The 22762-nt window shown below is 69.3% G+C and carries 19 protein-coding genes and 2 tRNA genes; 14 read left to right on the top strand and 7 right to left on the bottom strand.

Going from position 1 to position 22762, the window contains the following annotated elements:
* Positions 1–35 precede the first annotated feature (35 nt).
* The 7 genes from EDF23_RS10965 (at position 36) to EDF23_RS10995 (ending at position 9134) form a co-directional block, all read left to right on the top strand.
* Complete coding sequence (locus tag EDF23_RS10965; protein WP_131921659.1) at positions 36–1328, top strand: sugar ABC transporter substrate-binding protein; 1293 nt, start codon at positions 36–38, stop codon at positions 1326–1328.
* A complete protein-coding gene (locus EDF23_RS10970; protein ID WP_131878500.1) occupies positions 1328–2206 on the top strand; it encodes a sugar ABC transporter permease in 879 nt (292 codons plus the stop codon). Before EDF23_RS10965 ends, EDF23_RS10970 begins: the two co-directional genes overlap by 1 nt.
* Before the next feature lie 176 nt (positions 2207–2382).
* Positions 2383–3204 carry a carbohydrate ABC transporter permease gene (locus tag EDF23_RS10975; protein WP_123294190.1) on the top strand — a complete coding sequence of 274 codons (822 nt, stop codon included), beginning with the start codon at positions 2383–2385 and terminating at the stop codon, positions 3202–3204.
* A complete protein-coding gene (locus EDF23_RS10980) occupies positions 3204–4598 on the top strand; it encodes a cellulase family glycosylhydrolase (protein WP_131921660.1) in 1395 nt (464 codons plus the stop codon). The genes EDF23_RS10975 and EDF23_RS10980 overlap by 1 nt, the downstream gene beginning before the upstream one ends.
* Before the next feature lie 50 nt (positions 4599–4648).
* Positions 4649–7648 carry a glycoside hydrolase family 38 C-terminal domain-containing protein gene (locus EDF23_RS10985; RefSeq protein WP_131921661.1) on the top strand — a complete coding sequence of 1000 codons (3000 nt, stop codon included), beginning with the start codon at positions 4649–4651 and terminating at the stop codon, positions 7646–7648.
* A gap of 49 nt (positions 7649–7697) precedes the next feature.
* The gene (locus EDF23_RS10990; RefSeq protein WP_131921662.1) at positions 7698–8618 is read left to right on the top strand and encodes an endo-beta-N-acetylglucosaminidase H; all 921 of its coding nucleotides are present in this window, start codon (positions 7698–7700) and stop codon (positions 8616–8618) included.
* 225 nt (positions 8619–8843) lie between these two features.
* Entirely contained in the window at positions 8844–9134 is a 291-nt protein-coding gene (locus EDF23_RS10995) for a DUF1905 domain-containing protein (RefSeq protein WP_131921663.1), read from the top strand.
* 101 nt (positions 9135–9235) lie between these two features.
* Here the strand turns inward: EDF23_RS10995 and EDF23_RS11000 are convergent.
* Positions 9236–9306 (bottom strand) — tRNA-Gly (locus tag EDF23_RS11000).
* A 53-nt stretch (positions 9307–9359) separates the two neighbouring features.
* Here EDF23_RS11000 and EDF23_RS11005 point away from each other — a divergent pair.
* The 5 genes from EDF23_RS11005 (at position 9360) to EDF23_RS11025 (ending at position 12650) form a co-directional block, all read left to right on the top strand.
* The gene (locus EDF23_RS11005) at positions 9360–9635 is read left to right on the top strand and encodes a hypothetical protein (protein ID WP_131921664.1); all 276 of its coding nucleotides are present in this window, start codon (positions 9360–9362) and stop codon (positions 9633–9635) included.
* Between the two features lie 93 nt (positions 9636–9728).
* Positions 9729–9805 (top strand) — tRNA-Pro (locus EDF23_RS11010).
* A 52-nt stretch (positions 9806–9857) separates the two neighbouring features.
* Positions 9858–11165, top strand: a complete 1308-nt coding sequence (gene tig / locus EDF23_RS11015; protein ID WP_159572754.1) for a trigger factor — start codon at positions 9858–9860, stop codon at positions 11163–11165.
* Between the two features lie 169 nt (positions 11166–11334).
* Positions 11335–11964, top strand: coding sequence for an ATP-dependent Clp protease proteolytic subunit (locus EDF23_RS11020; RefSeq protein ID WP_111084515.1), 630 nt, complete (start codon positions 11335–11337; stop codon positions 11962–11964).
* Between the two features lie 26 nt (positions 11965–11990).
* Positions 11991–12650 (top strand): ATP-dependent Clp protease proteolytic subunit, encoded by a 660-nt coding sequence (locus EDF23_RS11025; protein WP_111075987.1) that lies wholly within the window; start codon positions 11991–11993, stop codon positions 12648–12650.
* 62 nt (positions 12651–12712) lie between these two features.
* Here EDF23_RS11025 and EDF23_RS11030 read toward each other — a convergent pair whose 3' ends face one another.
* The gene (locus EDF23_RS11030; RefSeq protein WP_165901099.1) at positions 12713–13318 is read right to left on the bottom strand and encodes a copper resistance CopC family protein; all 606 of its coding nucleotides are present in this window, start codon (positions 13316–13318) and stop codon (positions 12713–12715) included.
* 50 nt (positions 13319–13368) lie between these two features.
* Positions 13369–14097 (bottom strand): YcnI family protein, encoded by a 729-nt coding sequence (locus tag EDF23_RS11035; RefSeq protein WP_123341090.1) that lies wholly within the window; start codon positions 14095–14097, stop codon positions 13369–13371.
* A 233-nt stretch (positions 14098–14330) separates the two neighbouring features.
* Here EDF23_RS11035 and clpX point away from each other — a divergent pair, with 233 nt between their 5' ends.
* Positions 14331–15611 (top strand): ATP-dependent Clp protease ATP-binding subunit ClpX, encoded by a 1281-nt coding sequence (clpX, locus tag EDF23_RS11040; protein WP_111084519.1) that lies wholly within the window; start codon positions 14331–14333, stop codon positions 15609–15611.
* Between the two features lie 204 nt (positions 15612–15815).
* On the opposite strand, the gene EDF23_RS11045 is transcribed toward clpX, so the two are convergent.
* Together EDF23_RS11045 and EDF23_RS11050 are read right to left on the bottom strand one after the other, a co-directional pair.
* Positions 15816–17840, bottom strand: a complete 2025-nt coding sequence (locus EDF23_RS11045; protein ID WP_131921666.1) for a M3 family metallopeptidase — start codon at positions 17838–17840, stop codon at positions 15816–15818.
* 196 nt (positions 17841–18036) lie between these two features.
* Positions 18037–18636 (bottom strand): TetR/AcrR family transcriptional regulator, encoded by a 600-nt coding sequence (locus EDF23_RS11050; protein ID WP_131921667.1) that lies wholly within the window; start codon positions 18634–18636, stop codon positions 18037–18039.
* A 122-nt stretch (positions 18637–18758) separates the two neighbouring features.
* Here EDF23_RS11050 and EDF23_RS11055 point away from each other — a divergent pair, with 122 nt between their 5' ends.
* On the top strand, positions 18759–19595 hold the full coding sequence (locus tag EDF23_RS11055) for an alpha/beta hydrolase (RefSeq protein WP_123938855.1): 837 nt from the start codon (positions 18759–18761) through the stop codon (positions 19593–19595).
* An 81-nt stretch (positions 19596–19676) separates the two neighbouring features.
* Here EDF23_RS11055 and EDF23_RS11060 read toward each other — a convergent pair whose 3' ends face one another.
* Both EDF23_RS11060 and valS read right to left on the bottom strand, forming a co-directional pair.
* Positions 19677–19928, bottom strand: coding sequence for a hypothetical protein (locus tag EDF23_RS11060; RefSeq protein ID WP_131921668.1), 252 nt, complete (start codon positions 19926–19928; stop codon positions 19677–19679).
* A gap of 65 nt (positions 19929–19993) precedes the next feature.
* Entirely contained in the window at positions 19994–22588 is a 2595-nt protein-coding gene (gene valS, locus EDF23_RS11065) for a valine--tRNA ligase (RefSeq protein WP_165901100.1), read from the bottom strand.
* Positions 22589–22762: the final 174 nt, after the last annotated feature.

A 22762-nucleotide genomic window follows, 5' to 3' on the forward strand; every position in this document is an offset into this window, starting at 1 on the left:
GATGACCACGCAGGATGACGAGGGAGTCAGACGCCATGAGGACCACCACACGTGCGACGAGGAGCCGCGCCGCAGCGCTGCTCGCAGGAGCTGCCGCCACGGCACTCGTCCTGACCGGCTGCTCGAGCGGCGGCAACGCGGCCGACACCGGCAGCGGGGAGATCAGCGGGTCGATCACGCTGCAGACGTGGGCGCTCACGCCGACGTACACGGGCTACCTGAACGGGGTGATCGCCGACTTCGAGAAGGCCCACCCCGACGCGAAGGTCAAGCTGCAGGACCAGCCAGGCGACGGCTACGCCGACAAGGTGCTCAGCCAGGCGTCGTCGAACTCGCTGCCCGACGTCATCAACCTGCCGCCGGACATCGCCCTGCCGCTCGCGAAGCGCGGGTTCCTGCAGGACGTCGCGAAGGACGACACGAAGCTCGCGAGCACGTACCTCGCCGGCGCGCTCGATTCCTACAAGTACAAGGGCGTCGACGGCACGTTCGGCTACCCCTGGTACCTCAACACCGACGTCGACTACTGGAACGCGACGATGTTCGCGAAGTGCGGCCTCGACGCGAAGAACCCGCCGAAGACCACCGACGAGCTGTTCACGCAGGCGAAGACCATGCACGAGAACTGCCCGGCCGACTACCTGATGAGCCGGAAGCCCGGCCTCGGCGACTTCACCCTGGCCGGCGTGAAGGTCCTCAACGCGGACGGCACGAAGTTCACCTTCGCCGACTCGTCGAAGGCCGCCGACCTGATCGAGCGCTACAAGGACGCGTACCAGGACGGCTACATGCCCTCGAACGTGCTGAACAGCGACTACCTCGGCAACTCGACGCTGTTCACGCAGCAGAAGGTCGCCTGGACCACGGGCGGCGCGACCTCGCTCGCCGACTTCGAGAAGAACAACCCGTCACTCAAGGGCAAGGTGACGGTCAGCCCGGCGCTCGACACCCCGCCGCTGTACGTGCAGGGCCTGTCGGTGTCGGCCAAGTCGAAGCACCTCGCCACCGCCGAGGCGTTCGCGAAGTTCATGACGAACGCGGAGAACCAAGAGGCGTTCGCGCACAAGGTCAACATCTTCCCGTCGACCACGTCTTCGCAGTCCGACCCGTACTTCTCGAAGGACGACGGCACCGTCAACGGCGAGGCCCGTGTCCTGGCGAACGAGGCCCTGAAGACCGCGAAGGTCCTCAACCCGGTCGAGGCGAACTCCGCGATGACGGACTTCCTCGACCAGCAGATCGCCCTCGCCATGAAGGGCCAGGTCGCGCCGGAGAAGGCGCTGCAGACGGCTCAGACCAAGATGAACAGCCTGCTGGCCAACGGCTGATGCGCGCCAACCGCTGGTTCACGCCCTGGCTGCTCGTCCTGCCGGCCCTCGTCTGGCTCGTCGCGTTCAGCCTCTGGCCGTCGATCAACACCGTCCGGCTGTCGTTCACGAACGCGAGCCCGCTGGGGGGCGTGAGCCAGTGGGTCGGGCTCGAGAACTTCGAGACCCTGCTCGCCGATCCGCAGGTGTGGGAGGCGCTGCTCAACAGCGTCATCTACATGGCGATCTGCCTGCCCCTGCTGACCGTGCTGCCGCTGCTCATCGCGGTGCTCGTCCAGCAGAAGCTGCCGGGGATCGCGTTCTTCCGCACGGCGTTCTACACGCCGGTCATCGCGTCGGCCGTGGTCGTCGGGCTCATCTGGACCTGGATCCTCGACGACCGCGGCGTCATCAACGAGATGGCGCAGGCGCTCGGCGTCGTGCAGGGCAGCGTCCCGTTCCTGACCGACCGGTGGCTGCTGCTCCTCAGCGCGATCAGCCTGACGGTCTGGAAGGGCCTCGGCTACTACATGATCATCTTCCTCGCGGCTCTCGGGAACGTCGGCAAGGACCTGCACGAAGCGGCCGCCCTCGACGGCGCCGGGTCGGTGCGCCGGTTCTGGTCGGTCACCATGCCGGGGGTCCGGGGCACCATGACGCTCGTCGGGATCCTGGTGTGCGTCTCCGCGCTCCGGGTGTTCAGCGAGCTCTACATCCTCACCAACGGCACCGGTGGACCCGGCGGGCAGGACAACTCGCTCGTCATGCTCATCCAGCAGTACGCCCGCGGCTTCACCGGCAACCTCGGCTACGCGTCCGCCCTGAGCCTCCTGCTCTTCGTCGTGACGCTGATCCCGATGCTCGCCCTCGCGCGGATGAACAGCAAGGCGGACAAGTGACGAACACGACGACCACCGAACCCGCCCTGGGCGGGGCGCGCGGTGCAGCCAGCCCGACGCCGGACGTGACCGGCGCGACGGACGCGGGACGGGCCTCCCGGCCGAACGGACGAGACGGACGAGACGGACGAGACGGACGAGGCGGACGCAAGCGCCGTCGCGCGGTCTGGGGTGTCATGTCCACCCGCGAGAAGGTCGTGCGCTACGTCCTGCTCATCGTGGTGCTCTTCATCACGATCGGCCCGTTCCTGTGGCAGCTGTCCACCTCGCTCAAGGGCGCCGGCGAGGACATCTACACCGCGAACCCGTCGTTCATCCCGACCGAGCCGACCATCGAGAACTACCTCAAGGTGGCCGCCGCGATCCCGGTGTGGCGCTACATCGGGAACTCGCTGCTCGTCGCCGCGATCGACGTGTTCGGCAACATCGTCTTCGCGACGCTCGCCGGCTTCGCCCTCGCGCGGCTGCAGTGGCGGCACCGCAAGCTCGTGCTCGGACTGTTCCTCGCCACCCTCGTCCTGCCCGGCGAGGCGACGATCATCTCGCAGTTCGTCACCGTCAAGGACCTCGGCCTCGCCGACAACCTGGTCGGCGTCGCCCTACCCGGCATGATCGCCGCACTCAACGTGCTGCTCATGTTCAACGCGTTCCGGCAGATCCCCGAGGAGATCGACCAGGCCGCGGTGATGGACGGTGCGAACGCGATGCAGCGGCTGCGGTACATCTCGTTGCCCGCCGTGCAGGGGACGATCGCCGTCATCGCGATCTTCTCGTTCATCGGGGCGTGGGACGACTTCCTGTGGCCGCTCATCGTGCTGCAGTCGCCGGAGAACCTCACCCTGACCGTCGGGTTGCAGTACCTGCAGGGCACGTTCGCGACCGACCAGCGCATGATCGCCGCCGGCACCATGATCGCGTTCATCCCGATCGCCGTGATCTTCGCCGTCCTGCAACGCTTCTTCTTCAAGGGCGTCGAAGAGGGCGGTGTGAAGGGCTGATGCGCTTCGGGGTCAACTACACGCCCTCGGTCGGCTGGTTCCACTCGTGGCTCGACTTCTCACCGTCGGACACCGCCAGGGACCTCGAGGCGATCGCCTCGCTCGGCGCCGACCACGTGCGGATCTTCCCGCTCTGGCCGGTGGTGCAGCCGAACCGCACCCTCATCCGGGCGTCGGCACTGCAGGACGTCGCGACGGTCGTGGACATCGCCGGCTCGTTCGGGCTCGACGTCAACGTCGACGCCCTGCAGGGGCACCTGTCGAGCTTCGACTTCGTGCCCTCGTGGCTGGACAGCTGGCACCGTCGGAACATGTTCACCGACCCGGACGTCGTCGCGTCGACCGCGGCGTACGTCCGGGCCCTCGCCGCAGCGGTCGCGGAGAAGCCGAACCTGCTCGGCATCACCATCGGCAACGAGGTGAACCAGTTCGCGCACGCGCCGCACCCCGCCCCGCACGACATCACGGCGGAGCAGGGGCACGCGTGGGCGGCAGCGATGGTCGCGGCGGCACGGTCCGGGCTCGCGTCCGGTCCGCCCGGTTCGGCAGGTTCGGCAGGTTCGTCCGGCCTGGAGGCCCGGGTCGACTCGTCCGCGTCGGCTCCGTCCGGCAGTGGGTCGCGTCCACGGCCGCTGGTCACCGTCGCGCAGTACGACGCGGCCTGGTACGACGACGCGCAGCCGTTCGGACCGGAGCACGCGGCGGACCACGGTGACGCCACCGTCACGCACTCGTGGGTGTTCAACGGCTCGGCGGCCCTGCACGGCGCACTCGGACCGGGATCGGTGCGGCACGGCGAGTACCTGCTCCAGCTCGCCGCCGCGTGGAACCGCGACCCCGCACGGCCGAACTGGCTGCAGGAAGTCGGGGCGCCCACCAACGTCGTCGCCCCGGAGGACGCCGCCTCGTTCACCGAGCAGACCATCCGGCACGTGCTCGGGGCGCAGGAGGTGCTCGGTGTCACGTGGTGGTGCTCGCACGACGTCGCCAGGTCGCTCGCCGACTTCCCGGAGCTCGAGTACGACCTCGGGCTCTTCACGAACGACGGCCGGATCAAGCCCGCCGGCGAGGCCTTCGCGGCCGTCGCACGGTCCGGCGCCACCGACACCGCTGCTGCGCCGCCGGCCACGGCGCTCGTGCTCGACGACGTGCTGCCCGACGGCTCGGACCGACACGGGATGCGTGCCGACTGCGCCCCCGGCGGACGGTTCGCCGCCGCCTGGCTCGCGGTCGCGTCGGCGGAACCGGACGGTCGCGGCCCGCAGGTCGTCCTGCGGTCCCGACTCGGCGACACCGGGATGCTCGCCGCCCGTGGCATCGACCGCTGCGCCGACGTGCCCGCCGAGCTCGACTCCACCTCCATCCGCGTCGCGCACCCCGCGACCACGCGCTGACCCGCGACCACGCGCTGACCCGCGCCCACGCCCCGACCCTGGAAGGCCCCATGCACGACGACATCCCCCTCACCACCGGACGGGCCCGCCGGGTCCTCGACGAGCGCATCACGCCGGCGGTGCACGCCACCGCCGTGCCGTTGGAGACCGCCTGGCACGAGCTGCCGGGGGAGCCGATCCCGCCGGCGCAGGGACTCGCGCTCGAGTTCACGCCGTACGAGGTCGGCACACCCTGGGGTGCGGCCTGGGGGACGACGTGGTTCCGGCTGACCGGGACGGTGCCGAGCGAGTGGGCCGGACGTCGGGTCGAGGCCGTGATCGACCTCGGGTTCGACAAGAACATGCCGGGGTTCCAGTGCGAGGGCCTCGTGTACCTGGCCGACGGCACGCCGGTGAAGTCGATCAACCCGCGCAACCAGTGGGTGCTGCTGACGGAACGGGCCGAGGGCGGCGAGACGATCGAGCTCTTCGTCGAGGCGGCGTCGAACCCGGTCCTGCTCGACTACCACCCCTTCCTCGTCACGCACGAGGGCGACGTCCAGACCTCGTCGTCGAAGCGGCTCTACACCTCGCGCCGGATGGACCTCGCCGTGTTCGAGTCCGAGGTGCACGAACTCGCGCTCGACATCGACGTCCTGGTCGAACTGCAGGCCGAGCTGCCCGAGGGGCCACGACGGATGCGGATCCTGCAGGCCCTCGACGACGCCCTCGACGCGCTCGACCTGCAGCACATCCCGGAGACCGCCGGGGACGCCCGTGCGGCGCTCGCCGAGGTGCTCGCCGCTCCCGCCGAGGCCTCCGCGCACACGATCTCGGCCGTCGGGCACGCCCACATCGACTCCGCGTGGCTCTGGCCCGTGCGCGAGACGATCCGCAAGGTCGCCCGCACCACCTCGACGATGACCGAGCTCATCGACCAGACCGACGACTTCCTGTACGGCATGTCGAGCGCGCAGCAGTACGCCTGGATCAAGGAACACCGGCCCGAGGTCTACGCCCGGGTGCAGGCCGCCGTCGAGGCCGGACGGTTCCTGCCGATCGGCGGCATGTGGGTCGAGTCTGACACCGTGATGCCGACGGGCGAGAGCATCGTCCGCCAGTTCTCGCAGGGGCAGCGGTTCTTCGAGCGCGAGTTCGGCATCCGACCCAAGGGCGTCTGGCTGCCGGACAGCTTCGGGTACTCGCCGGCGCTGCCGCAGCTCATGCGCCGTGCGGGCTTCGAGTGGTTCTTCACGCAGAAGATCTCGTGGAACCAGGTCAACAAGTTCCCGCACCACACGTTCCTGTGGGAGGGCATCGACGGCTCACGGGTGTTCTCGCACTTCCCGTCGATGGACACCTACAACTCGCGCCTGTCCGGCAGCGAGGTCGCGAAGGCCTCCCGCCAGTTCCGTGAGAACCGGCTTGCCACGGGCTCGATCGCACCGGTCGGCTGGGGCGATGGCGGCGGCGGCACGACCCGCGAGATGACCGGCACGGCTTCACGCCTCGCCGACCTCGAGGGCAGCGCGAAGGTCCGGTGGGAGCACCCGGACACGTTCTTCGACCGCGCGAAGGCCGAACTGCCGGACCCGCCGGTGTGGGTGGGGGAGCTGTACCTCGAGCTGCACCGCGCCACCCTGACCAGCCAGCACGGCACCAAGCAGGGCAACCGCCGGTGCGAACAGCTCCTCATCGAGGCCGAGCTCTGGGCCACGACCGCCACCGCACGCAGCGACTTCGCCTACCCGTACGACGAGCTCGACGCCCTGTGGCAGCAGGTGCTGCTCCAGCAGTTCCACGACATCCTGCCGGGCACCTCGATCGCCTGGGTGCACCGCGAAGCCGAGGCGAAGTACGCCGAGACGGCCGCGGCGCTGACCGCGATCATCGGCCAGGCGCTCTCGGCGCTCGCCGGTGCCGGAGATGCGGCCGTCGTCGTCAACCCGGCCCCGTTCCTCCAGGCCGGCGCACCCGCGCAGGGCGCCGTCCTGGCGACCGACGTGGCGGAACCGACCGCTGTCACGCTGACGGAGCAGGACGGCGGGTACGTGCTGGCGAACGAGCTGGTGCGTGTCACGGTCACCGACCAGGGACTCGTCACGAGCGCCGTCGACCTGGCCAGCGGGCGCGAGGCGATCGCCGCCGGGCAGACCGCGAACCTGCTGCAGCTGCACCAGGACTTCCCGAACATGTGGGACGCGTGGGACGTCGACCGGTACTACCGGAACCGGGTCGAGGACCTCGTGGCGGTCACCGGGTTGACAGCGTCGGTGGACGACGCCGGTGTCGCCCGGGTCGTCGTGTCCCGGTCCTTCGGCGACTCGACCGTGCGGCAGGAGATCGTCCTCGCACCGGACTCCCGCACGCTCGAGTTCGACCAGACGACCGACTGGCACGAGACCGAGAAGTTCCTCAAGGTCGCGTTCCCGCTCGACGTCCGCGCCGAGCACACCGTCGCCGAGACGCAGTTCGGGGCGCAGAAGCGGGTGACCCACACGAACACCTCGTGGGAGGCCGCGAAGTTCGAGACGTCGATGCACCGCTACGTGCTGGTGTCCGAGCCGGGCTTCGGCGTCGCGCTCGTGAACGACTCGATCCACGGGTTCGACACCACCCGCGACGCCGTCGACGGGCACGTCACCACCACCGTGCGGCTGTCCCTGCTGCGCGCACCGCGGTTCCCCGACCCTGAGACCGACCAGGGCGTGCAGACACACCGGTACGGGATCGTCATCGGGACCGACCAGCTCGGGGCCACCGCGGCGGGCGTCCGGATGAACGCCGGCGGGCGGACCCTCATCGGGGCGCACGGGTTCGCGCCGCTCGTGCGGGTGTCCGGCGGGGTCGTGCTGTCGAGCGTCAAGCTCGCCGACGACCGCTCCGGCGACCTGGTCGTGCGGGTGTACGAGCCGGTGGGGCGGCGGGGGACCGGCGGGATCGAGGTCGACGGGCCGTTCGGACCGGCTGCCGAGGTCACCCTGCTCGAAGAGCCGTTGACCGACGCGGATGCGTCGTCGTTCGCCGTCGACGCGTACGAGGTGCGGACCTTCCGGTTCCCGCGCGTCTGAGACCCCGGTCGGCGACCGCCGGCCGGTTCATCACTCGAAGAGGAGTGTCATGAAGAAGTCCATGAAGTTCGGGATCGTGGCGGCAATCGCCGCGATGGTGGCGGCGCCACTGGTGCCGTCAGCCGCGACCGCAGCACCGACCGCTGCTGCAGCCGCCGCCGGCACTGCCGCCGCGACGAAGTCGGGGCCGACGAGCATCGCCTACGTCGAGGTCAACAACGACCAGCTCGCGAACGTCGGCCGCTACACGCTGTCCGGCGGTGCGAACGCCTTCGACGTCGCGATCATCTTCGCGGCGAACATCAACTGGAACGGCTCCAAGGCGGTTCTGGTCAACAACGACAAGGTGCAGGCGACCCTCGACAACGCCGCCACGCAGATCAAGCCGCTGCAGGCGAAGGGCATCAAGGTGTCGCTGTCGGTCCTCGGCAACCACCAGGGTGCGGGCATCGCCAACTTCCCGACCCAGGCCGCGGCGTCGGACTTCGCGTCCCAGATCGCCGCCACCGTGTCGAAGTACGGACTCGACGGCGTCGACCTCGACGACGAGTACTCCGATTACGGCGCGAACGGCACCCCGCAGCCGAACCAGCAGTCGATCGGCTGGCTCATCACCGCGCTGCGTGCCCAGATGCCCGGCAAGCTCATCTCGTTCTACGACATCGGCCCGGCCTCGTCCTCGCTGTCGTCGTCGAGCAGCACCGTCGGCTCGAAGCTCGACTACGCCTGGAACCCCTACTACGGCACGTACTCGGCGCCGTCGATCCCGGGGCTCGGCAAGGACCGGTTGTCCGCTGCGGCGGTGGACATCCAGAACACCTCGCAGTCGACGGCGGTGTCGCTCGCGCAGCGCACGAAGGCGGACGGGTACGGCGTCTTCATGACGTACAACCTGCCGGGAGGTGACAAGTCCGCCTACGTCTCCGCCCTGACGCAGCAGCTCTACGGTCAGGCCGCGACGTACCGCTGACGCGTTCGCGCTGACGGCAGCTCGCGCCCCGTGCTCCCCGGTTCCGGCCTGGAAACACGGGGCGCGTCCGTCCTCCACGTCCCGCTGGCTCCGAGGAGGCACCAGTTCCTCCTCGCGCTTGACGGTTCCGGTTCGCAGATCCCGGTGATCGTGAACCGGAACCGTCACGGACCGAGATCGGAACCCGGTCCGGCGCGCTCGACGACGCGGCCGTACGATCGCGGCATGGAGCTCGAGTTCCGCGGTGAGGTCATCGAGTGGCGCGGCCCTTCGCCGTTCTTCTTCGCCGTCGTGCCGCCGGACGCCGCCGAGGTCATCGCCGACCTCGCGCCGATGCTCACCTACGGGTGGGGTGTGATCCCCGCCCGGGTGACGATCGGCCCGGTGACCTGGACGACCTCGTTGTTCCCGAAGGACGGCGGGTACCTCGTGCCGCTCCGGGCGGCCGAGCGCAAGCGTGCGCACGTGGACCTCGGGGACGCCCCGCAGATCACGCTCGAGCTCGGCGGCCCCTGACCACGCACGGTGCGCGTGTTCGCTCCGTGCGAGGTTGATCGCTCGGTGCGCCGGAACAACCTCGCACCGAGCGTGTAACCGCGCACCAGCTGAAGCAAGAGAGGGGATGACGGGAATCGAACCCGCGTGGCCAGTTTGGAAGACTGGGGCTCTACCATTGAGCTACATCCCCGCGCTGCGCACGTGTCGCAGCCCGACCATCGTAGCGGACGAACGAGTACCGACATGCCACCCCGTGTGATGCTCCCGCCGACCGACGCCGATGCGCGGCGGATCAAGCGGTCGCGGGTGGTCTCGTACGCGCTGGTGGTCCTCGCCGCGATCGTGTTCTCGATGCGCCCGGAGCTGTTCGGCGATCCGCAGTCGCAGCCCGCGCACGCCCTGCTGCACGTGTGGCGGATCGTCGTCGGCATCGTGCTCGCTGTCGCGGCGCTCGGGGTCCAGGTGGTGGTCGGCGTGCGGTGGCGCAACGGCCTGCGACGCGCCGCAGCGGACGAGTGACGTCCCTCCCGGGAACCGCGCACCGGGGGACCGCTAGACTCATCGGCGTCGCATGCGCCCTTCGGCGCGCGCGGACACCCTGGCCCAGTCAAACGGGGCGTAGCTCAGCTTGGTAGAGCGCCCGCTTTGGGAGCGGGAGGTCGCAGGTTCAACTCCTGTCGCCCCGACCAGGTCCTCGAGAACCATCGACCACACGAACGTCAACCAACAGGAGAACATCCCGTGGCCACCAGCACCGTCGACAAGGTGAGCGACACCCGCGTCAAGCTCACCGTGAACGTGACGCCGGAAGATCTCAAGCCGAGCATCGACCACGCGTACAAGCACATCGCCGAGCAGATCAACATCCCCGGCTTCCGCAAGGGCAAGGTCCCGCCGGCGATCGTCGACCAGCGCGTCGGCCGTGGCGAGGTCCTGAACCACGCCGTCGGTGACGCCATCGACAACTTCTACCGCCAGGCGGTCGAAGAGCAGGAGCTGCGCATCCTCGGCCGTGCCGAGGCCGACGTCGCCGAACTGCCGAACCTCGCCGACTTCGCGGGCGACCTCGTCCTCACCTTCGAGGTCGACGTCCGTCCCGAGTTCGACCTGCCGGACTACTCCGCGTACGAGCTCACCGTCGACGCCGTCGAGGTGTCGGACGACGAGATCGAAGAGGAGCTGCAGAACCTGCGCACCCGCTTCGGCACGCTCGTGACCGTCGACCGTCCGGCGAAGACCGGCGACTTCGCGCAGATCGACCTGACCGCCAGCATCGGCGACGACGAGGTCGACTCGGCCACCGGCGTCTCCTACGAGATCGGCTCCGGCGACCTGCTCGAGGGCATCGACGAGGCGCTCGAGTCCCTGACCGCCGGCGAGTCGACGAACTTCGAGTCGAAGCTCGTCGGTGGCGACCGCGAGGGCGAGACCGCCCAGATCGCCGTCACCGTCACAGCCGTCAAGGAGCGCGAGCTCCCCGAGGCCGACGACGAGTTCGCCCAGATCGCCAGCCAGTTCGACACGATCGACGAGCTCAAGGCGGACCTGAAGGAGCAGATCGCGAAGTCCAAGACCTTCGGTCAGGGCGCCGCGGCTCGCGACAAGCTCGTCGAGAAGCTCATCGAGGACGTGAACATCCCGATCTCGGAGCAGCTCATCGAGGACGAGGTGCACCGTCACCTCGAGCAGGAGAACCGCCTCGAGGACGACGAGCACCGCAAGGAGGTCTCCGAGTCCAGCGAGAAGGCCTTCCGCTCGCAGATCCTCCTCGACTCCATCGCCGAGAAGGAGGAGATCCAGGTCTCCCAGGAGGAACTGACCCAGTACCTCATCCAGGCTGCTGCGCAGTACGGCATGGAGCCGGCCGAGTTCATCAAGGTCATCGACCAGAACGGCCAGATCCCGGGCATGGTCGGCGAGGTCGCCCGCTCGAAGGCGGTCGCGACCGTCCTGTCGAAGGTGACCGTCAAGGACACCAACGGCGACGCAGTCGACCTGTCCGCCTTCACGGCGGGCGTCGCGCAGGCCCCTGCTGAGGACGCCGAGTAACGAACTCGACGCCACCAGCGATACAGACGGGAGGCACGGTGCCAGCTGGCACCGTGCCTCCCGTCTCGTGTTTTCCGCACCACCGCATTGCTGTCGGCGAACACACGCGAAGTGGTGCGTTGCAACCGATAAGTTCGACAACAAGCGACAACTGAACGGGAGCTTTTCCATGGCCGAAGCAACACTGAACCCCAGTGTTTTTGACCGCCTTCTGAGAGACCGGATCGTGTGGCTCGGCTCCGAGGTCCGCGACGACAACTCGAACGAGATCGCAGCCAAGCTGCTGCTGCTCGCCGCCGAGGACCCTGAGAAGGACATCTACCTCTACATCAACTCGCCCGGTGGCTCGATCACCGCCGGCATGGCGATCTACGACACGATGCAGTTCGTCCCGAACGACATCGTCACCGTGGGCATCGGCCTGGCCGCGTCGATGGGACAGTTCCTGCTGTCCTCCGGCACGCCGGGCAAGCGCTACATCACGCCGAACGCCCGCGTCCTGCTGCACCAGCCGTCCGGCGGGTTCGGCGGCACCGCTGCCGACATCCAGACGCAGGCCAAGGTCATCCTCGACATGAAGCAGCGCATGGCGGAGCTCACGGCCGAGCAGACCGGCAAGTCGATCGAGCAGGTCCTCAAGGACAACGACCGCGACAACTGGTTCAGCGCGCAGGAAGCCCTCGAGTACGGCTTCGTCGACCACCTGCGTGCCTCGTCGGCCGAGGTCGTCGGCGGTGGTGGCACCGTCGGTGACGGCGCGACGCCGACCGCGGCTGCCGACCCCGACGCCCAGTCCTGACCCCCACCGAAGAAAAGGAAACGAGAATGCATCTCCCAATGCTCGGTGGCGCGCAGAACGTCCCGGCTCCCTCCGATCGGTACATCCTGCCGAGCTTCGAGGAGCGCACGGCCTACGGCTACAAGCGCCAGGACCCGTACGCGAAGCTCTTCGAGGACCGCATCGTGTTCCTCGGTGTCCAGGTCGACGACGCGTCGGCTGACGACGTCATGGCCCAGTTGCTCGTGCTCGAGTCGATGGACCCCGACCGCGACATCGTCATGTACATCAACTCGCCCGGTGGCTCGTTCACCGCGATGACGGCGATCTACGACACGATGCAGTACATCCGTCCGCAGATCCAGACGGTCTGCCTCGGTCAGGCCGCCTCGGCCGCGTCGGTGCTCCTCGCCGGTGGCACGCCGGGCAAGCGTCTGGCCCTGCCGAACGCCCGCGTGCTCATCCACCAGCCCGCTGTCCAGCAGGGTGGCGGACAGGCGTCGGACATCGAGATCCAGGCGGCGGAGATCCTCCGCATGCGCACCTGGCTCGAGGAGACGCTGTCGAAGCACTCCAACAAGACGCCGGCGGAGATCAACCACGACATCGAGCGCGACAAGATCATGTCCGCGCAGGAAGCCGTGGAGTACGGCCTGATCGACCAGGTCCTCACCAGCCGCAAGAACCTGCCGGCGCTCGTCAAGTAGCACCAGCAGGAACGACGAAGGCCCCGCACCGATCGGTGTGGGGCCTTCGTCGTGCAGCGGTGTCAGTCGTCGGTGTCGTCCGTCTCGGGCGCGGGGCGGCGCCGCAGGAGCAGCAGGACCGCGACGACCGCGGCGACGAGGACGACGCCGCCGGCGCCGATCCAGAGCGCGTCGGTCGCGGCCGAGTCGGTGTCACCCGAGGCGGTGCCGGTGGTGGCGGCCTCGGTGGAGTCGTCTCCCGCGGTGGCGCAGGTGGGCGGCGTGGTGGACCCCGAGGCCGCGGAGAAGCCGGACGGGGTCTTCCACGTGAAGGCGTACTCGTCGGAGACGGTGTGGCCGTCGGCGGAGACGATCTGCCACTCGACGGTGTACTTCCCCGAGTCGCCGAGCGCGGCGGGCGTGGTCATCGAGGGGCCGTCGATGTCGACGCAGCCGTCCTCGTAGTACTTCCCGTCCGGGCCCACGACCCGGAAGGCGAAGCCCGACCCGGAGTCGCCGATGTCGAGCAGCTTGTCGTTCGTGGTGATCTCGAACGCCTTCGGCAGGCTCGTGAGCGTGCCGCCGACCTCCGGGGTGGACGCGATCAGGTAGTTGTGCGCGCTGGCGGGGCCCGCGAGCCCGAGGACCGCACCGCCCGCGATCGCGACGGCCGCGGCGGACCCGGCCACGAGCCTCCAGGCAGAGGACCGCAGCCGAGCCCGACGCGAGCCGCGCTGTGTCACTTGGCGGAGCTCCGACGACGCGTGCCGGCGACGGCGACGACCAGGGCGACGGCGCCGAGCACCAGACCGCCCAGGCCGAGGAAGCGGCCGACCAGGTCGGGGTCCGCGGGGGTCGTCGAGCCGGCTGCGGCCTCGGCGGTCGGGGTGGTGGCGACCGGGTCACCGTCGTCGTCCGTGGCCTCGGCCGCGGTCAGCGTGATCGAGGGGGCCGGGTGCTCGGGCTCGGCCTCGCCGGCCTGCTGCTCCTGGTTCCACTCGACCGAGCCCTTCTCGCAGGTCTGGATCGCGGGGAACTCGACGAGGTCGCCGGCCTTGCCGTCCGGCAGTGAGAAGGAGAGGGCGAAGGTGTCGCGCTCGTCGGCGGGGAGTGGGGTCTTGGCGGTGTAGGTGATGCTCGTGACACGTTCGGCGGCGTCCTCGGCGTGCTCACCGTCGGCCGCGGCGGAGGGGCTCGTGTACGGCTCGGTCGCCTTCGTGATCTTCCAGTTCGGGTTCACGGTGGGGGTGACCTCGATGACGGACTCCGGCACCTGGAACTCGATCTTCGTGGTGGGGGAGCCGTCGCAGCCGTGCGGGACCGAGAAGGTCGCCGTGGTGTACGAGTTCGCGGCGGTCGAGGTGGCCGTCGCGGACACGTGCGCGCTGGCTGCGCCGGCGGTGCCGAGGACGATGACGGCCACGGCGCCGAGGGTGACGGCGCCGCCGGCGGCGAGACGCTTCTGCATGGGGATCCTTCGATGGTCGGGACGGTGTTTCTACAACTTGTAGAGAAGACTGGATCACGGTAGCAGGCCCGAACGCCCTGGGCGAACGCGCGCGCGAAATCCCGCGGCGCCGCACGGTCGGTGTCACCGGTTGCGGTTAGGCTCGTGTCCACGACGAGGTGCCCACCAGCAGCGGTGCACCAGCGGCCGGTGCGAGTGCGCGGGCCGGCACGTCCAACCAGGGAGGCACGGCAATGGCACGCATCGGAGAGAGCGGGGACCTCCTCAAGTGCTCCTTCTGCGGCAAGAGCCAGAAGCAGGTCCAGCAGTTGATCGCCGGTCCGGGTGTCTACATCTGCGACGAGTGCGTCGAGCTGTGCAACGAGATCATCGAGGAGCGTCTGGCGGAAGCCGGCGAGGACACCTCGAGCGGTGACTTCGAACTGCCGAAGCCGCGCGAGATCTTCGACTTCCTGCAGGAGTACGTCATCGGGCAGGACCCGGCGAAGCGCGCCCTCGCCGTGGCCGTCTACAACCACTACAAGCGCATCCGTGCGCAGGGGCAGATCACCGCTGCCGAAGACCGCGACGACATCGAGATCGCGAAGTCGAACATCCTGCTCATCGGCCCGACCGGCTGCGGCAAGACCTACCTGGCGCAGACCCTGGCGAAGCGCCTCAACGTGCCGTTCGCCGTCGCCGACGCCACCGCCCTGACCGAGGCCGGCTACGTTGGCGAAGACGTCGAGAACATCCTGCTCAAGCTGATCCAGGCCGCCGACTACGACGTCAAGCGCGCCGAGACCGGCATCATCTACATCGACGAGGTCGACAAGATCGCCCGCAAGGCCGAGAACCCGTCGATCACGCGCGACGTCTCCGGCGAAGGCGTGCAGCAGGCACTGCTCAAGATCCTCGAGGGCACCGTCGCGTCGGTCCCGCCGCAGGGTGGTCGCAAGCACCCGCACCAGGAGTTCATCCAGATCGACACGACGAACGTCCTGTTCATCGTGGCCGGTGCGTTCGCCGGGCTCGAGGACATCGTGTCCTCGCGCGTCGGCAAGCGGGGGATCGGCTTCGGGGCGCCGCTGCACAGTGCGACCGACCACCAGGACCTCTACTCCGAGGTCCTGCCGGAAGACCTGCACAAGTTCGGCCTGATCCCCGAGTTCATCGGTCGTCTGCCCGTCGTGACCACGGTGTCGCAGCTCGACCAGGCAGCCCTCATGCAGATCCTGACCGAGCCGAAGAACGCCCTGATCAAGCAGTACCAGCGGATGTTCCAGATCGACGGCGTCGAGCTCGAGTTCGACCAGGGTGCGCTCGAGGCGATCGCCGACCTGGCCGTGCTCCGCCAGACCGGAGCCCGTGGCCTGCGCGCCATCCTCGAAGAGGTCCTCGGCCCGGTGATGTTCGACGTCCCGTCCGACGACGACGTCGCCCGCGTGGTGATCACCCGCGAGTCCGTGCTCGAGAACGCAGCGCCGACCATCGTGCCCCGGCCGCGGGCGAAGCGCGTCGAGAAGTCGGCGTAGCGCTCCGCTCGCGACGAAGCCCCGCACCGGATCGGTGCGGGGCTTCGTCGTGGTGGGGCGGTCGGCGCGGCCGGCGGATCGACGTCTGGTTCTTCCCATGACGGCTGCGATGGAAAGTGAGATCGGGCGTACCTGGTCGGAAGTTCCGATCAGGTACGCCCGATTCGACGCGGTACGCCCGGAAGCGCCCGGTCCCGCAGCGCCCTACTCGAGCCCGCGGCGGCGCAGCAGCGGGCCGACCTCGGCGTCACGGCCGCGGAAGTCGCGGTACGCCTCGATCGGGTCCTTCGAGCCACCGACGCCCAGCAGTCGTTCCGCGAAGCGTCGACCGGCTGCGCGGTCCAGCCCGCCGTTGTCACGGAACCACTCGACCGTGTCGGCGTCGAGCACCTCGGACCAGATGTAGCCGTAGTACCCGGCGTCGTACCCGCCCGAGAACGTGTGGGCGAAGTACGTCGACGAGTAGCGCGGCGGCACGGCCTCGACGGCGATACCGGCGGCGGTGAGGGCGTTCCGCTCGAAGTCCTCGACGGACGTGACCGCAGCGGCGTCGGCGGAGGACAGCCGGTGCCACGCCTGGTCGAGCAACGCCGCGGCCAGGTACTCGGTGGTGCCGAAGCCCTCGTTGAAGCCCTCGGACTCGCTCAGGCCCAGGACGAGCTCGGGCGGCAGCGGGGCGCCGGTCTCGTGGTGCTTCGCGTAGTTCGCCAAGACCGACGGCCACGACACCCACATCTCGTTCACCTGGCTCGGGAACTCGACGAAGTCGCGCTCGACGTTCGTGCCAGAGAACCGGGGGTAGGTGGTGCGGGCGATGAGGCCGTGCAGCGCGTGGCCGAACTCGTGGAAGAGCGTCTCGACCTCGTCCTGGATGAGCAGCGTCGGCGACCCGGGGGCCGGCTTCGCGACGTTGAGGTTGTTCACCACGGCGGGGAGCGTGCCGAGCAGCTCGGACTGCTCGACCACGGGGTTCATCCACGCGCCGCCGCGCTTGCCGTCGCGCGTGTACAGGTCGAGCAGGTACAGGCCAACCGGTTCGTCGTCGTCGCCGGTGACCTCGAAGACACGGACCTCGTCGTTGTAGCCGTGCAGGTCCGGGCGCTCGGTGAAGGTCAGGCCGTAGAGGGCACCCGCGGCGTGGAAGACGCCGTCGTGCAGGACCCGGTCGGCCTCGAAGTACGGTCGGAGCGCCGAGCTGTCCGCGGCGAACTGCTCCCCGCGCAGGATCTCGGTGGCGTAGGCCCAGTCCCACGACTCGATGTCGAACCCGACCGTGCGGGACCGGACGGCCCGCTCGTCGTCGGCGTTCCGGGCTGCAGCGCCGACGAGCGACGACAGCAGGCCGTCGACGGCTTCGGGGGTCTTCGCCGTCTCGTCGGCCGTGACGACGGCGGCGTGGTTCGGGAACCCGAGCAGTTCTGCGCGCTCGGCACGGAGCCGCACGATGCGCAGCAGGACCTCGCGGTTGTCGTACTGGTTGCCGCGGCGGCCGCGAGCGAGCGAGGCGTGCATGATGCGCTCGCGCAGGTCGCGGTTCGCGAGCGACGGCAGCCACGGGTGGCCGGTGTAGAGCGGCAGGGTGATGAGCCAGCCCTCGAGGCCGCGGTCCGCAGCGGACCCGGCAGCGGCGGACTTCGCACCCCCGTCGAGCCCCTCGAGCTCGGCTTCGTCGGTGACGTGCACGGCGGAGTCGTTGGTGTCCTCGAGCAGGTTGCGCTCGAAGGTGGTGGTGAGCGTGGACAGCTCCTGGTTGATCGCGGTCAGGCGCTCCTTGCCGGCGTCGTCGAGCCCGGCGCCCGCCAGGGTCATCTCCGCGTGGGTGCGCTCGACCAGGCGGAGCGCTTCGCCCTCCAGCCCGGCGGCTGCGGCGCCGTCGAGCACGGACTGCACGCGGGCGTAGAGCCGGGAGTCCAGCGTGATCGCGTCGCGGTGGGCGGCGAGCAACGGCGAGACCTCGGCCTCGAGGTCGTGCAGCTCCGGCGTCGAGTCCGCCGACGACAGCGTGAAGAACACGTGGCTGACACGGGTCAGCAGCTGCCCGGAGCGCTCGAGGGCGATGAGGGTGTTCTCGACCGTCGGTGCGTGCGGATCGGTGGCGATGGCCTCGACCTCGGCGCGCTGCTCGGCCATGCCGGCCTCGAAGGCCGGTCGGTAGTGCTCGAGTCGCACGTCGCCGAAGGGCGGCAGGGCGTAGGGGAGGGTGCTCGGGACGTCGAACGGGGTTGCCATGGCAACCACCCTACGGACGTCGCGCCGCGACGGGGCGGACGGGAGGCCCGTGGCGGCCCCGCCCCGCGCCTCCCGACCGCCCTGTGGTCGCGTTCCTTCCCATCGCGACCGGACTGGAAAGCGGAATCGGGCGTACCTGGTCGGAAGAACCGACCAGGTACGCCCGGAACGACCAAGTACGCCCGGAACGGCCAGGTCAGCGGGACGGCCCCGTGGCGGCGTCGATCAGTGTCGACGCGGCACGGCGGGCGTGCGCCGCGGGCTCCGTGGTGCCGGCGATGGCGGCCGTGGTCTGCGCGCCCTCGGCGAGCAGGGCGAGCTGTGCGGCGAGTTCCTCGGCACGGTCCGGATCGGTGACGACCTCGGCGGTGAGCTCCTGCACGAACCGCTGGAACGAGTCCTTGTGGTCGCGGGCGATCTCGGCGACCGCGGGCGAGGTCGCGCCGAGCTCCCCGAAGGCGTTGATGAACCCGCAGCCGCGGAACGTGTCGTCGCCGAACCACGACTCGAGGAAGTCGTACACGGCGAGCAGCTTGTCGCGCGGGGTCGTGGCCGCCTCGACCGCACCGTGCACGCCGCGCTCCCAGATGTCGTGGCGCCCGGACAGGACGGCCGCGATGAGCTGCTCCTTGCCCGGGAAGGCCGCGTAGAGCTTCTTCAGGGAGACGCCTGCGCCGGTGCGGATCTCGTCCATCCCGACGGACTGGATGCCGCGCGCGTAGAACAGCTCGTCGGCGACGTCCACGATGTGTGCGCGGACGTCGGCGCCGACCGTGCTGATGGTGCTGGTTGCCATGACGTACCCCGTTCGCTGCGTGTTCACCGTTCCCGAGTTGCGCCGGGAACGATCGTTCTCTAGTGTAAGGCACATCGACGGAGAACGGACGTTCTCCGCGAGGCTCAGGGAAGGAAACGATCATGGGTGCCATCACCGTCGGAACCGAGAACAGCGTCGACATCGAACTCCACTACGAGGACAAGGGAACCGGTCAGCCGATCGTGCTGATCCACGGCTTCCCCCTCGACGGCAACTCGTGGGAGGGCCAGACCCCGGCCCTGCTCGAGGCCGGCTACCGCGTGATCACGTACGACCGCCGCGGCTTCGGGCAGTCCTCGCAGCCGAGCACCGGCTACGACTACGACACCTTCGCCGACGACCTGCACACCGTCCTCGAGACCCTCGACCTGCGCGACGTGATCCTGGTCGGCTTCTCGATGGGTACCGGCGAGATCGCCCGCTACATCGGCCGCCACGGACAGGACCGGATCGCCAAGGTCGCGTTCCTCGCCTCGCTCGAGCCCTTCCTGGCCATCACCGACGACAACCCCGACGGCGCCGGCCCGATGTCGTTCTTCGAGGGCATCGCCGCCGACGTCAAGAAGGACCGGTACGCGTACTTCACGAACTTCTACCAGGACTTCTTCAACCTGTCGGAGAACCTCGGCTCGCGCATCTCTGAAGAGGCCGTCCGCAACGCCTGGAACATCGCCGCCGGCTCGGGTGCGATCGCGTCCGCCGCAGCACCTCTGACGTGGCCGACCGACTTCCGTCAGGACATCCCGAAGGTGACCGTCCCGGCGCTCATCGTGCACGGCACGGCGGACAACATCCTGCCGATCGACGCCACCGGTCGCCGCTTCACCAAGGCGCTGCCGGCCGCGAAGTACGTCGAGATCGAGGGCGCCCCGCACGGCCTGCTCACCACGCACACCGCCGAGGTGAACGAGGTCCTGCTCACCTGGCTCGCCGAGTAGCCGCTCGCATCGTGAGCAGAAATGGTCGGGTTCCCACCGGGGACCCGACCATTTCTGCTCACCGAGCGAACGCGCCCCGCGTCAGTCCTCTTCCGCGGCGTCGTCGGGGTTCGTGACCTGGGCGTGCCCGGCATCGTCGAGGTGGATCGAGGTGCCGTCGTCGAGCTCGACGATCGGCTTGCCCTCGAGGAACGTCAGGGTCCAGCCCCAGGTCCCCGTGTCGACCGACTCGGCCGCCAGTTCGTCCTCGACCCCGCGCACGGCGACGACCATCGCCTCGGGCAGTCGCGCAGGCGACTCCCCACCCACGCTCCATCGTGTGCCCAACTGCATCCGTGCCTCCTGTCCGGTGGTGGACGGGCCGGGTCGCAGACGCGACCCGGCCCGGACGACCGACGTTACGCCTGCTGTTCCGCCAGCTCGATCTCGGTGACGGCGAGCTCGTCGCCGTCGACGAACGACAGGTTCTCGATGCGGCCGACGGCCGCCAGGTCGACCGCCGCGCGCTCGATGAGCGCCCGCGTCTCGGCCGGCGCGGCGACGATGGCACGCGTGACGGGCGTCTTCTGGGACGCCTTCGCCGACGTCTTCGCGCCGCGGATCCCGATGAGCGCCTGTCCGACGGCCGCGAGCAGCCCGGTGGGGGCCGCGTCGGTGGGCAGGTCGGCCGCGGTCGGCCAGGAGGCCCGGTGCACGCTGGTCTCGTGGGTCCAGGCCCACACCTCTTCCGTCGCGTACGGGAGGAACGGTGCCAGCAGTCGGAGCAGCACGTCGATCGCGCCGCGCAGCGCCAGGACCGCGCTCGCCTGGGTCTCGTGCGTCGCGTCGGCGGCCGTGCCGTAGGCACGTTCCTTCACGAGCTCGAGGTAGTCGTCGCAGAAGGTCCAGAAGAACCGCTCCGTGATCTCGAGCGCGCGGGCGTGGTCGAAGCCGTCGAACGCGGCGGTGGCCTGCTCGACGACCGCACCGAGCTCGGCGAGCATGTCGACGTCGAGTGCCTCGGTCACGCTCGTGGCGCCCTCGGGCAGCGGGAAGCCGTAGACGAACTTCGCGGCGTTCAGGACCTTGATCGCCAGACGACGACCGACCTTGATCTGCTTCGGGTTCTGCGGGTCGAACGCCGCATCGGTGCCGAGCTTGGACGAGGCCGCCCAGTAGCGGACCGCGTCGGCACCGTGCTGCTCGAGGATCGACAGGGGCGTGACGACGTTGCCCTTCGACTTCGACATCTTCTTGCGGTCGGGGTCGACGATGAAGCCGGAGATGCTGGCGTGCTTCCACGGCACGGTGTCCGCTTCGAGCTGGCTGCGGAGCACCGTCGTGAAGAGCCACGTGCGGATGATGTCCTGCGCCTGCGGTCGGACGTCGTACGGGTACACCAGGTCGTACAGCGCCGGGTCGGTCTCCCACTTGCCCGCGAGCTGCGGGGTGAGCGACGACGTGGCCCAGGTGTCCATGACGTCGAGCTCGCCCTGGAACCCGCCGGCGACGCCGCGCTGGTCCTCGGAGTAGCCGGGTGCCGGGTCGGACGACGGGTCGACGGGCAGCTGCGCCTCGGTCGGGACGATCGGCTGGTCGAACACCGGGTTGCCGTCGGCGTCGAGCGGGTACCAGACCGGGATCGGCACGCCGAAGAACCGCTGGCGCGAGATGAGCCAGTCGCCGGACAGGCCACCGACCCAGTTGTCGTAGCGGACGCGCATGAAGTCCGGGTGGAACGCGATCTCCTCGCCGCGGGCGCGGAGCGTCGTCTTCAGGGCTTCGTCGCGGGCGCCGTTGACGATGTACCACTGGCGGGTCGAGACGATCTCGAGGGGCTTGTCGCCCTTCTCGAAGAACTTCACCGGGTGGTTGATCGTCTTGACGTCGCCGACGAGCTCGCCGGACTCGGTCAGGGCGTCCACGACGACCTTCTTCGCCGAGAACACGGTCTTGCCGGCCATCTCGGCGTAGAGCGCCTTGCCGGTCGCCGACTCGATCCACGCGGGCTCGTCGGAACGGACACGGCCGTCGAAGCCGAGGATCGCGCGGTTCGGTAGCTGCAGCTCGCGCCACCAGACCACGTCGGTGGTGTCGCCGAAGGTGCAGACCATCGCGATGCCGGCGCCCTTGTCCTTCTGCGCCAGGTGGTGCGCGAGCACCGGGACCTCGACGTCGAACAGGGGCGAGCGGACCGTGGTGCCGAACAGGTCCTGGAACCGCTCGTCGTCGGGGTGTGCGACGAGGGCGACGCACGCCGGCAGCAGCTCGGGACGGGTCGTCTGGATCACGACGTCGTCGCCGCCGTCCGCACGGTGGAACGCGATGCCGTGGTACGCGCCGGGCATCTCCTTGTCCTCGAGCTCGGCCTGCGCGACCGCGGTGCGGAACGTGACGTCCCACAGGGTCGGGGCGTCGGCCTGGTAGGCCTCGCCGCGCGCGAGGTTGCGGAGGAAGGCACGCTGCGCGCTCGCCCGCGAGGTGTCGTCGATGGTGCGGTACGACTGGGTCCAGTCCACCGACAGGCCAAGGGTGCGGAAGAGCTCCTCGAACTGCTGCTCGTCCTGCACCGTGAGCTGGTCGCACAGCGCGATGAAGTTGCGGCGCGAGATCGGCAGCTGGTCGGCGGCCTTCGACGACTTGCCGTCGCCGCCCTCGAACGGCGGCGTGAAGTCGGGGTCGTAGGGGAGCGTCGGGTCGCAGCGGACGCCGTAGTAGTTCTGCACGCGGCGCTCGGTCGGCAGGCCGTTGTCGTCCCAGCCCATCGGGTAGAAGACGTGCTTGCCCCGCATGCGCTCGAACCGCGCCTTGAGGTCGGTGTGCGTGTACGAGAAGACGTGCCCGATGTGCAGCGACCCCGAGGCGGTCGGCGGCGGGGTGTCGATCGAGTAGACGGCGTCGCGGTGGCCGGCGGCGTCACGGTCGAAGCGGTAGGTGCCGTCCTGCTCCCAGACCGGCCCCCAGACCTGCTCGAGTCCGTCGACGCTGGGCTTCTCGGGCATGGGCTTGGTCATGGCTGCGCCTTCCGTGCGTGTGTGCGGCACCGAGTCCGTGATGAGGTGCCTGAGTGTCCACGCCTGGTGCGTGGTGTCCCAAGGTTACCCGGTGCCGGAGACCCGGAGTCGACCGCGGGAATGCTGGATGGGGAATTCTTTCGGCGGAAATACGCAAATGCCGCACGAATGCAA

It is taken from the genome of Curtobacterium sp. PhB128 (assembly GCF_004340725.1).
GTDB lineage: Bacteria > Actinomycetota > Actinomycetes > Actinomycetales > Microbacteriaceae > Curtobacterium.

Bases quoted from the DNA above. Each gene is read 5' to 3' on its own strand.
- EDF23_RS10965 (WP_131921659.1), top strand. From the start codon at position 36: ATGAGGACCACCACACGTGCGACGAGGAGCCGCGCCGCAGCGCTGCTC.
- EDF23_RS10970 (WP_131878500.1), top strand. From the start codon at position 1,328: ATGCGCGCCAACCGCTGGTTCACGCCCTGGCTGCTCGTCCTGCCGGCC.
- EDF23_RS10975 (WP_123294190.1), top strand. From the start codon at position 2,383: ATGTCCACCCGCGAGAAGGTCGTGCGCTACGTCCTGCTCATCGTGGTG.
- EDF23_RS10980 (WP_131921660.1), top strand. From the start codon at position 3,204: ATGCGCTTCGGGGTCAACTACACGCCCTCGGTCGGCTGGTTCCACTCG.
- EDF23_RS10985 (WP_131921661.1), top strand. From the start codon at position 4,649: ATGCACGACGACATCCCCCTCACCACCGGACGGGCCCGCCGGGTCCTC.
- EDF23_RS10990 (WP_131921662.1), top strand. From the start codon at position 7,698: ATGAAGAAGTCCATGAAGTTCGGGATCGTGGCGGCAATCGCCGCGATG.
- EDF23_RS10995 (WP_131921663.1), top strand. From the start codon at position 8,844: ATGGAGCTCGAGTTCCGCGGTGAGGTCATCGAGTGGCGCGGCCCTTCG.
- EDF23_RS11005 (WP_131921664.1), top strand. From the start codon at position 9,360: ATGCCACCCCGTGTGATGCTCCCGCCGACCGACGCCGATGCGCGGCGG.
- EDF23_RS11020 (WP_111084515.1), top strand. From the start codon at position 11,335: ATGGCCGAAGCAACACTGAACCCCAGTGTTTTTGACCGCCTTCTGAGA.
- EDF23_RS11025 (WP_111075987.1), top strand. From the start codon at position 11,991: ATGCATCTCCCAATGCTCGGTGGCGCGCAGAACGTCCCGGCTCCCTCC.
- EDF23_RS11035 (WP_123341090.1), bottom strand. From the start codon at position 14,097: ATGCAGAAGCGTCTCGCCGCCGGCGGCGCCGTCACCCTCGGCGCCGTG.
- clpX (WP_111084519.1), top strand. From the start codon at position 14,331: ATGGCACGCATCGGAGAGAGCGGGGACCTCCTCAAGTGCTCCTTCTGC.
- EDF23_RS11045 (WP_131921666.1), bottom strand. From the start codon at position 17,840: ATGGCAACCCCGTTCGACGTCCCGAGCACCCTCCCCTACGCCCTGCCG.
- EDF23_RS11050 (WP_131921667.1), bottom strand. From the start codon at position 18,636: ATGGCAACCAGCACCATCAGCACGGTCGGCGCCGACGTCCGCGCACAC.
- EDF23_RS11055 (WP_123938855.1), top strand. From the start codon at position 18,759: ATGGGTGCCATCACCGTCGGAACCGAGAACAGCGTCGACATCGAACTC.
- EDF23_RS11060 (WP_131921668.1), bottom strand. From the start codon at position 19,928: ATGCAGTTGGGCACACGATGGAGCGTGGGTGGGGAGTCGCCTGCGCGA.
- valS (WP_165901100.1), bottom strand. From the start codon at position 22,588: ATGACCAAGCCCATGCCCGAGAAGCCCAGCGTCGACGGACTCGAGCAG.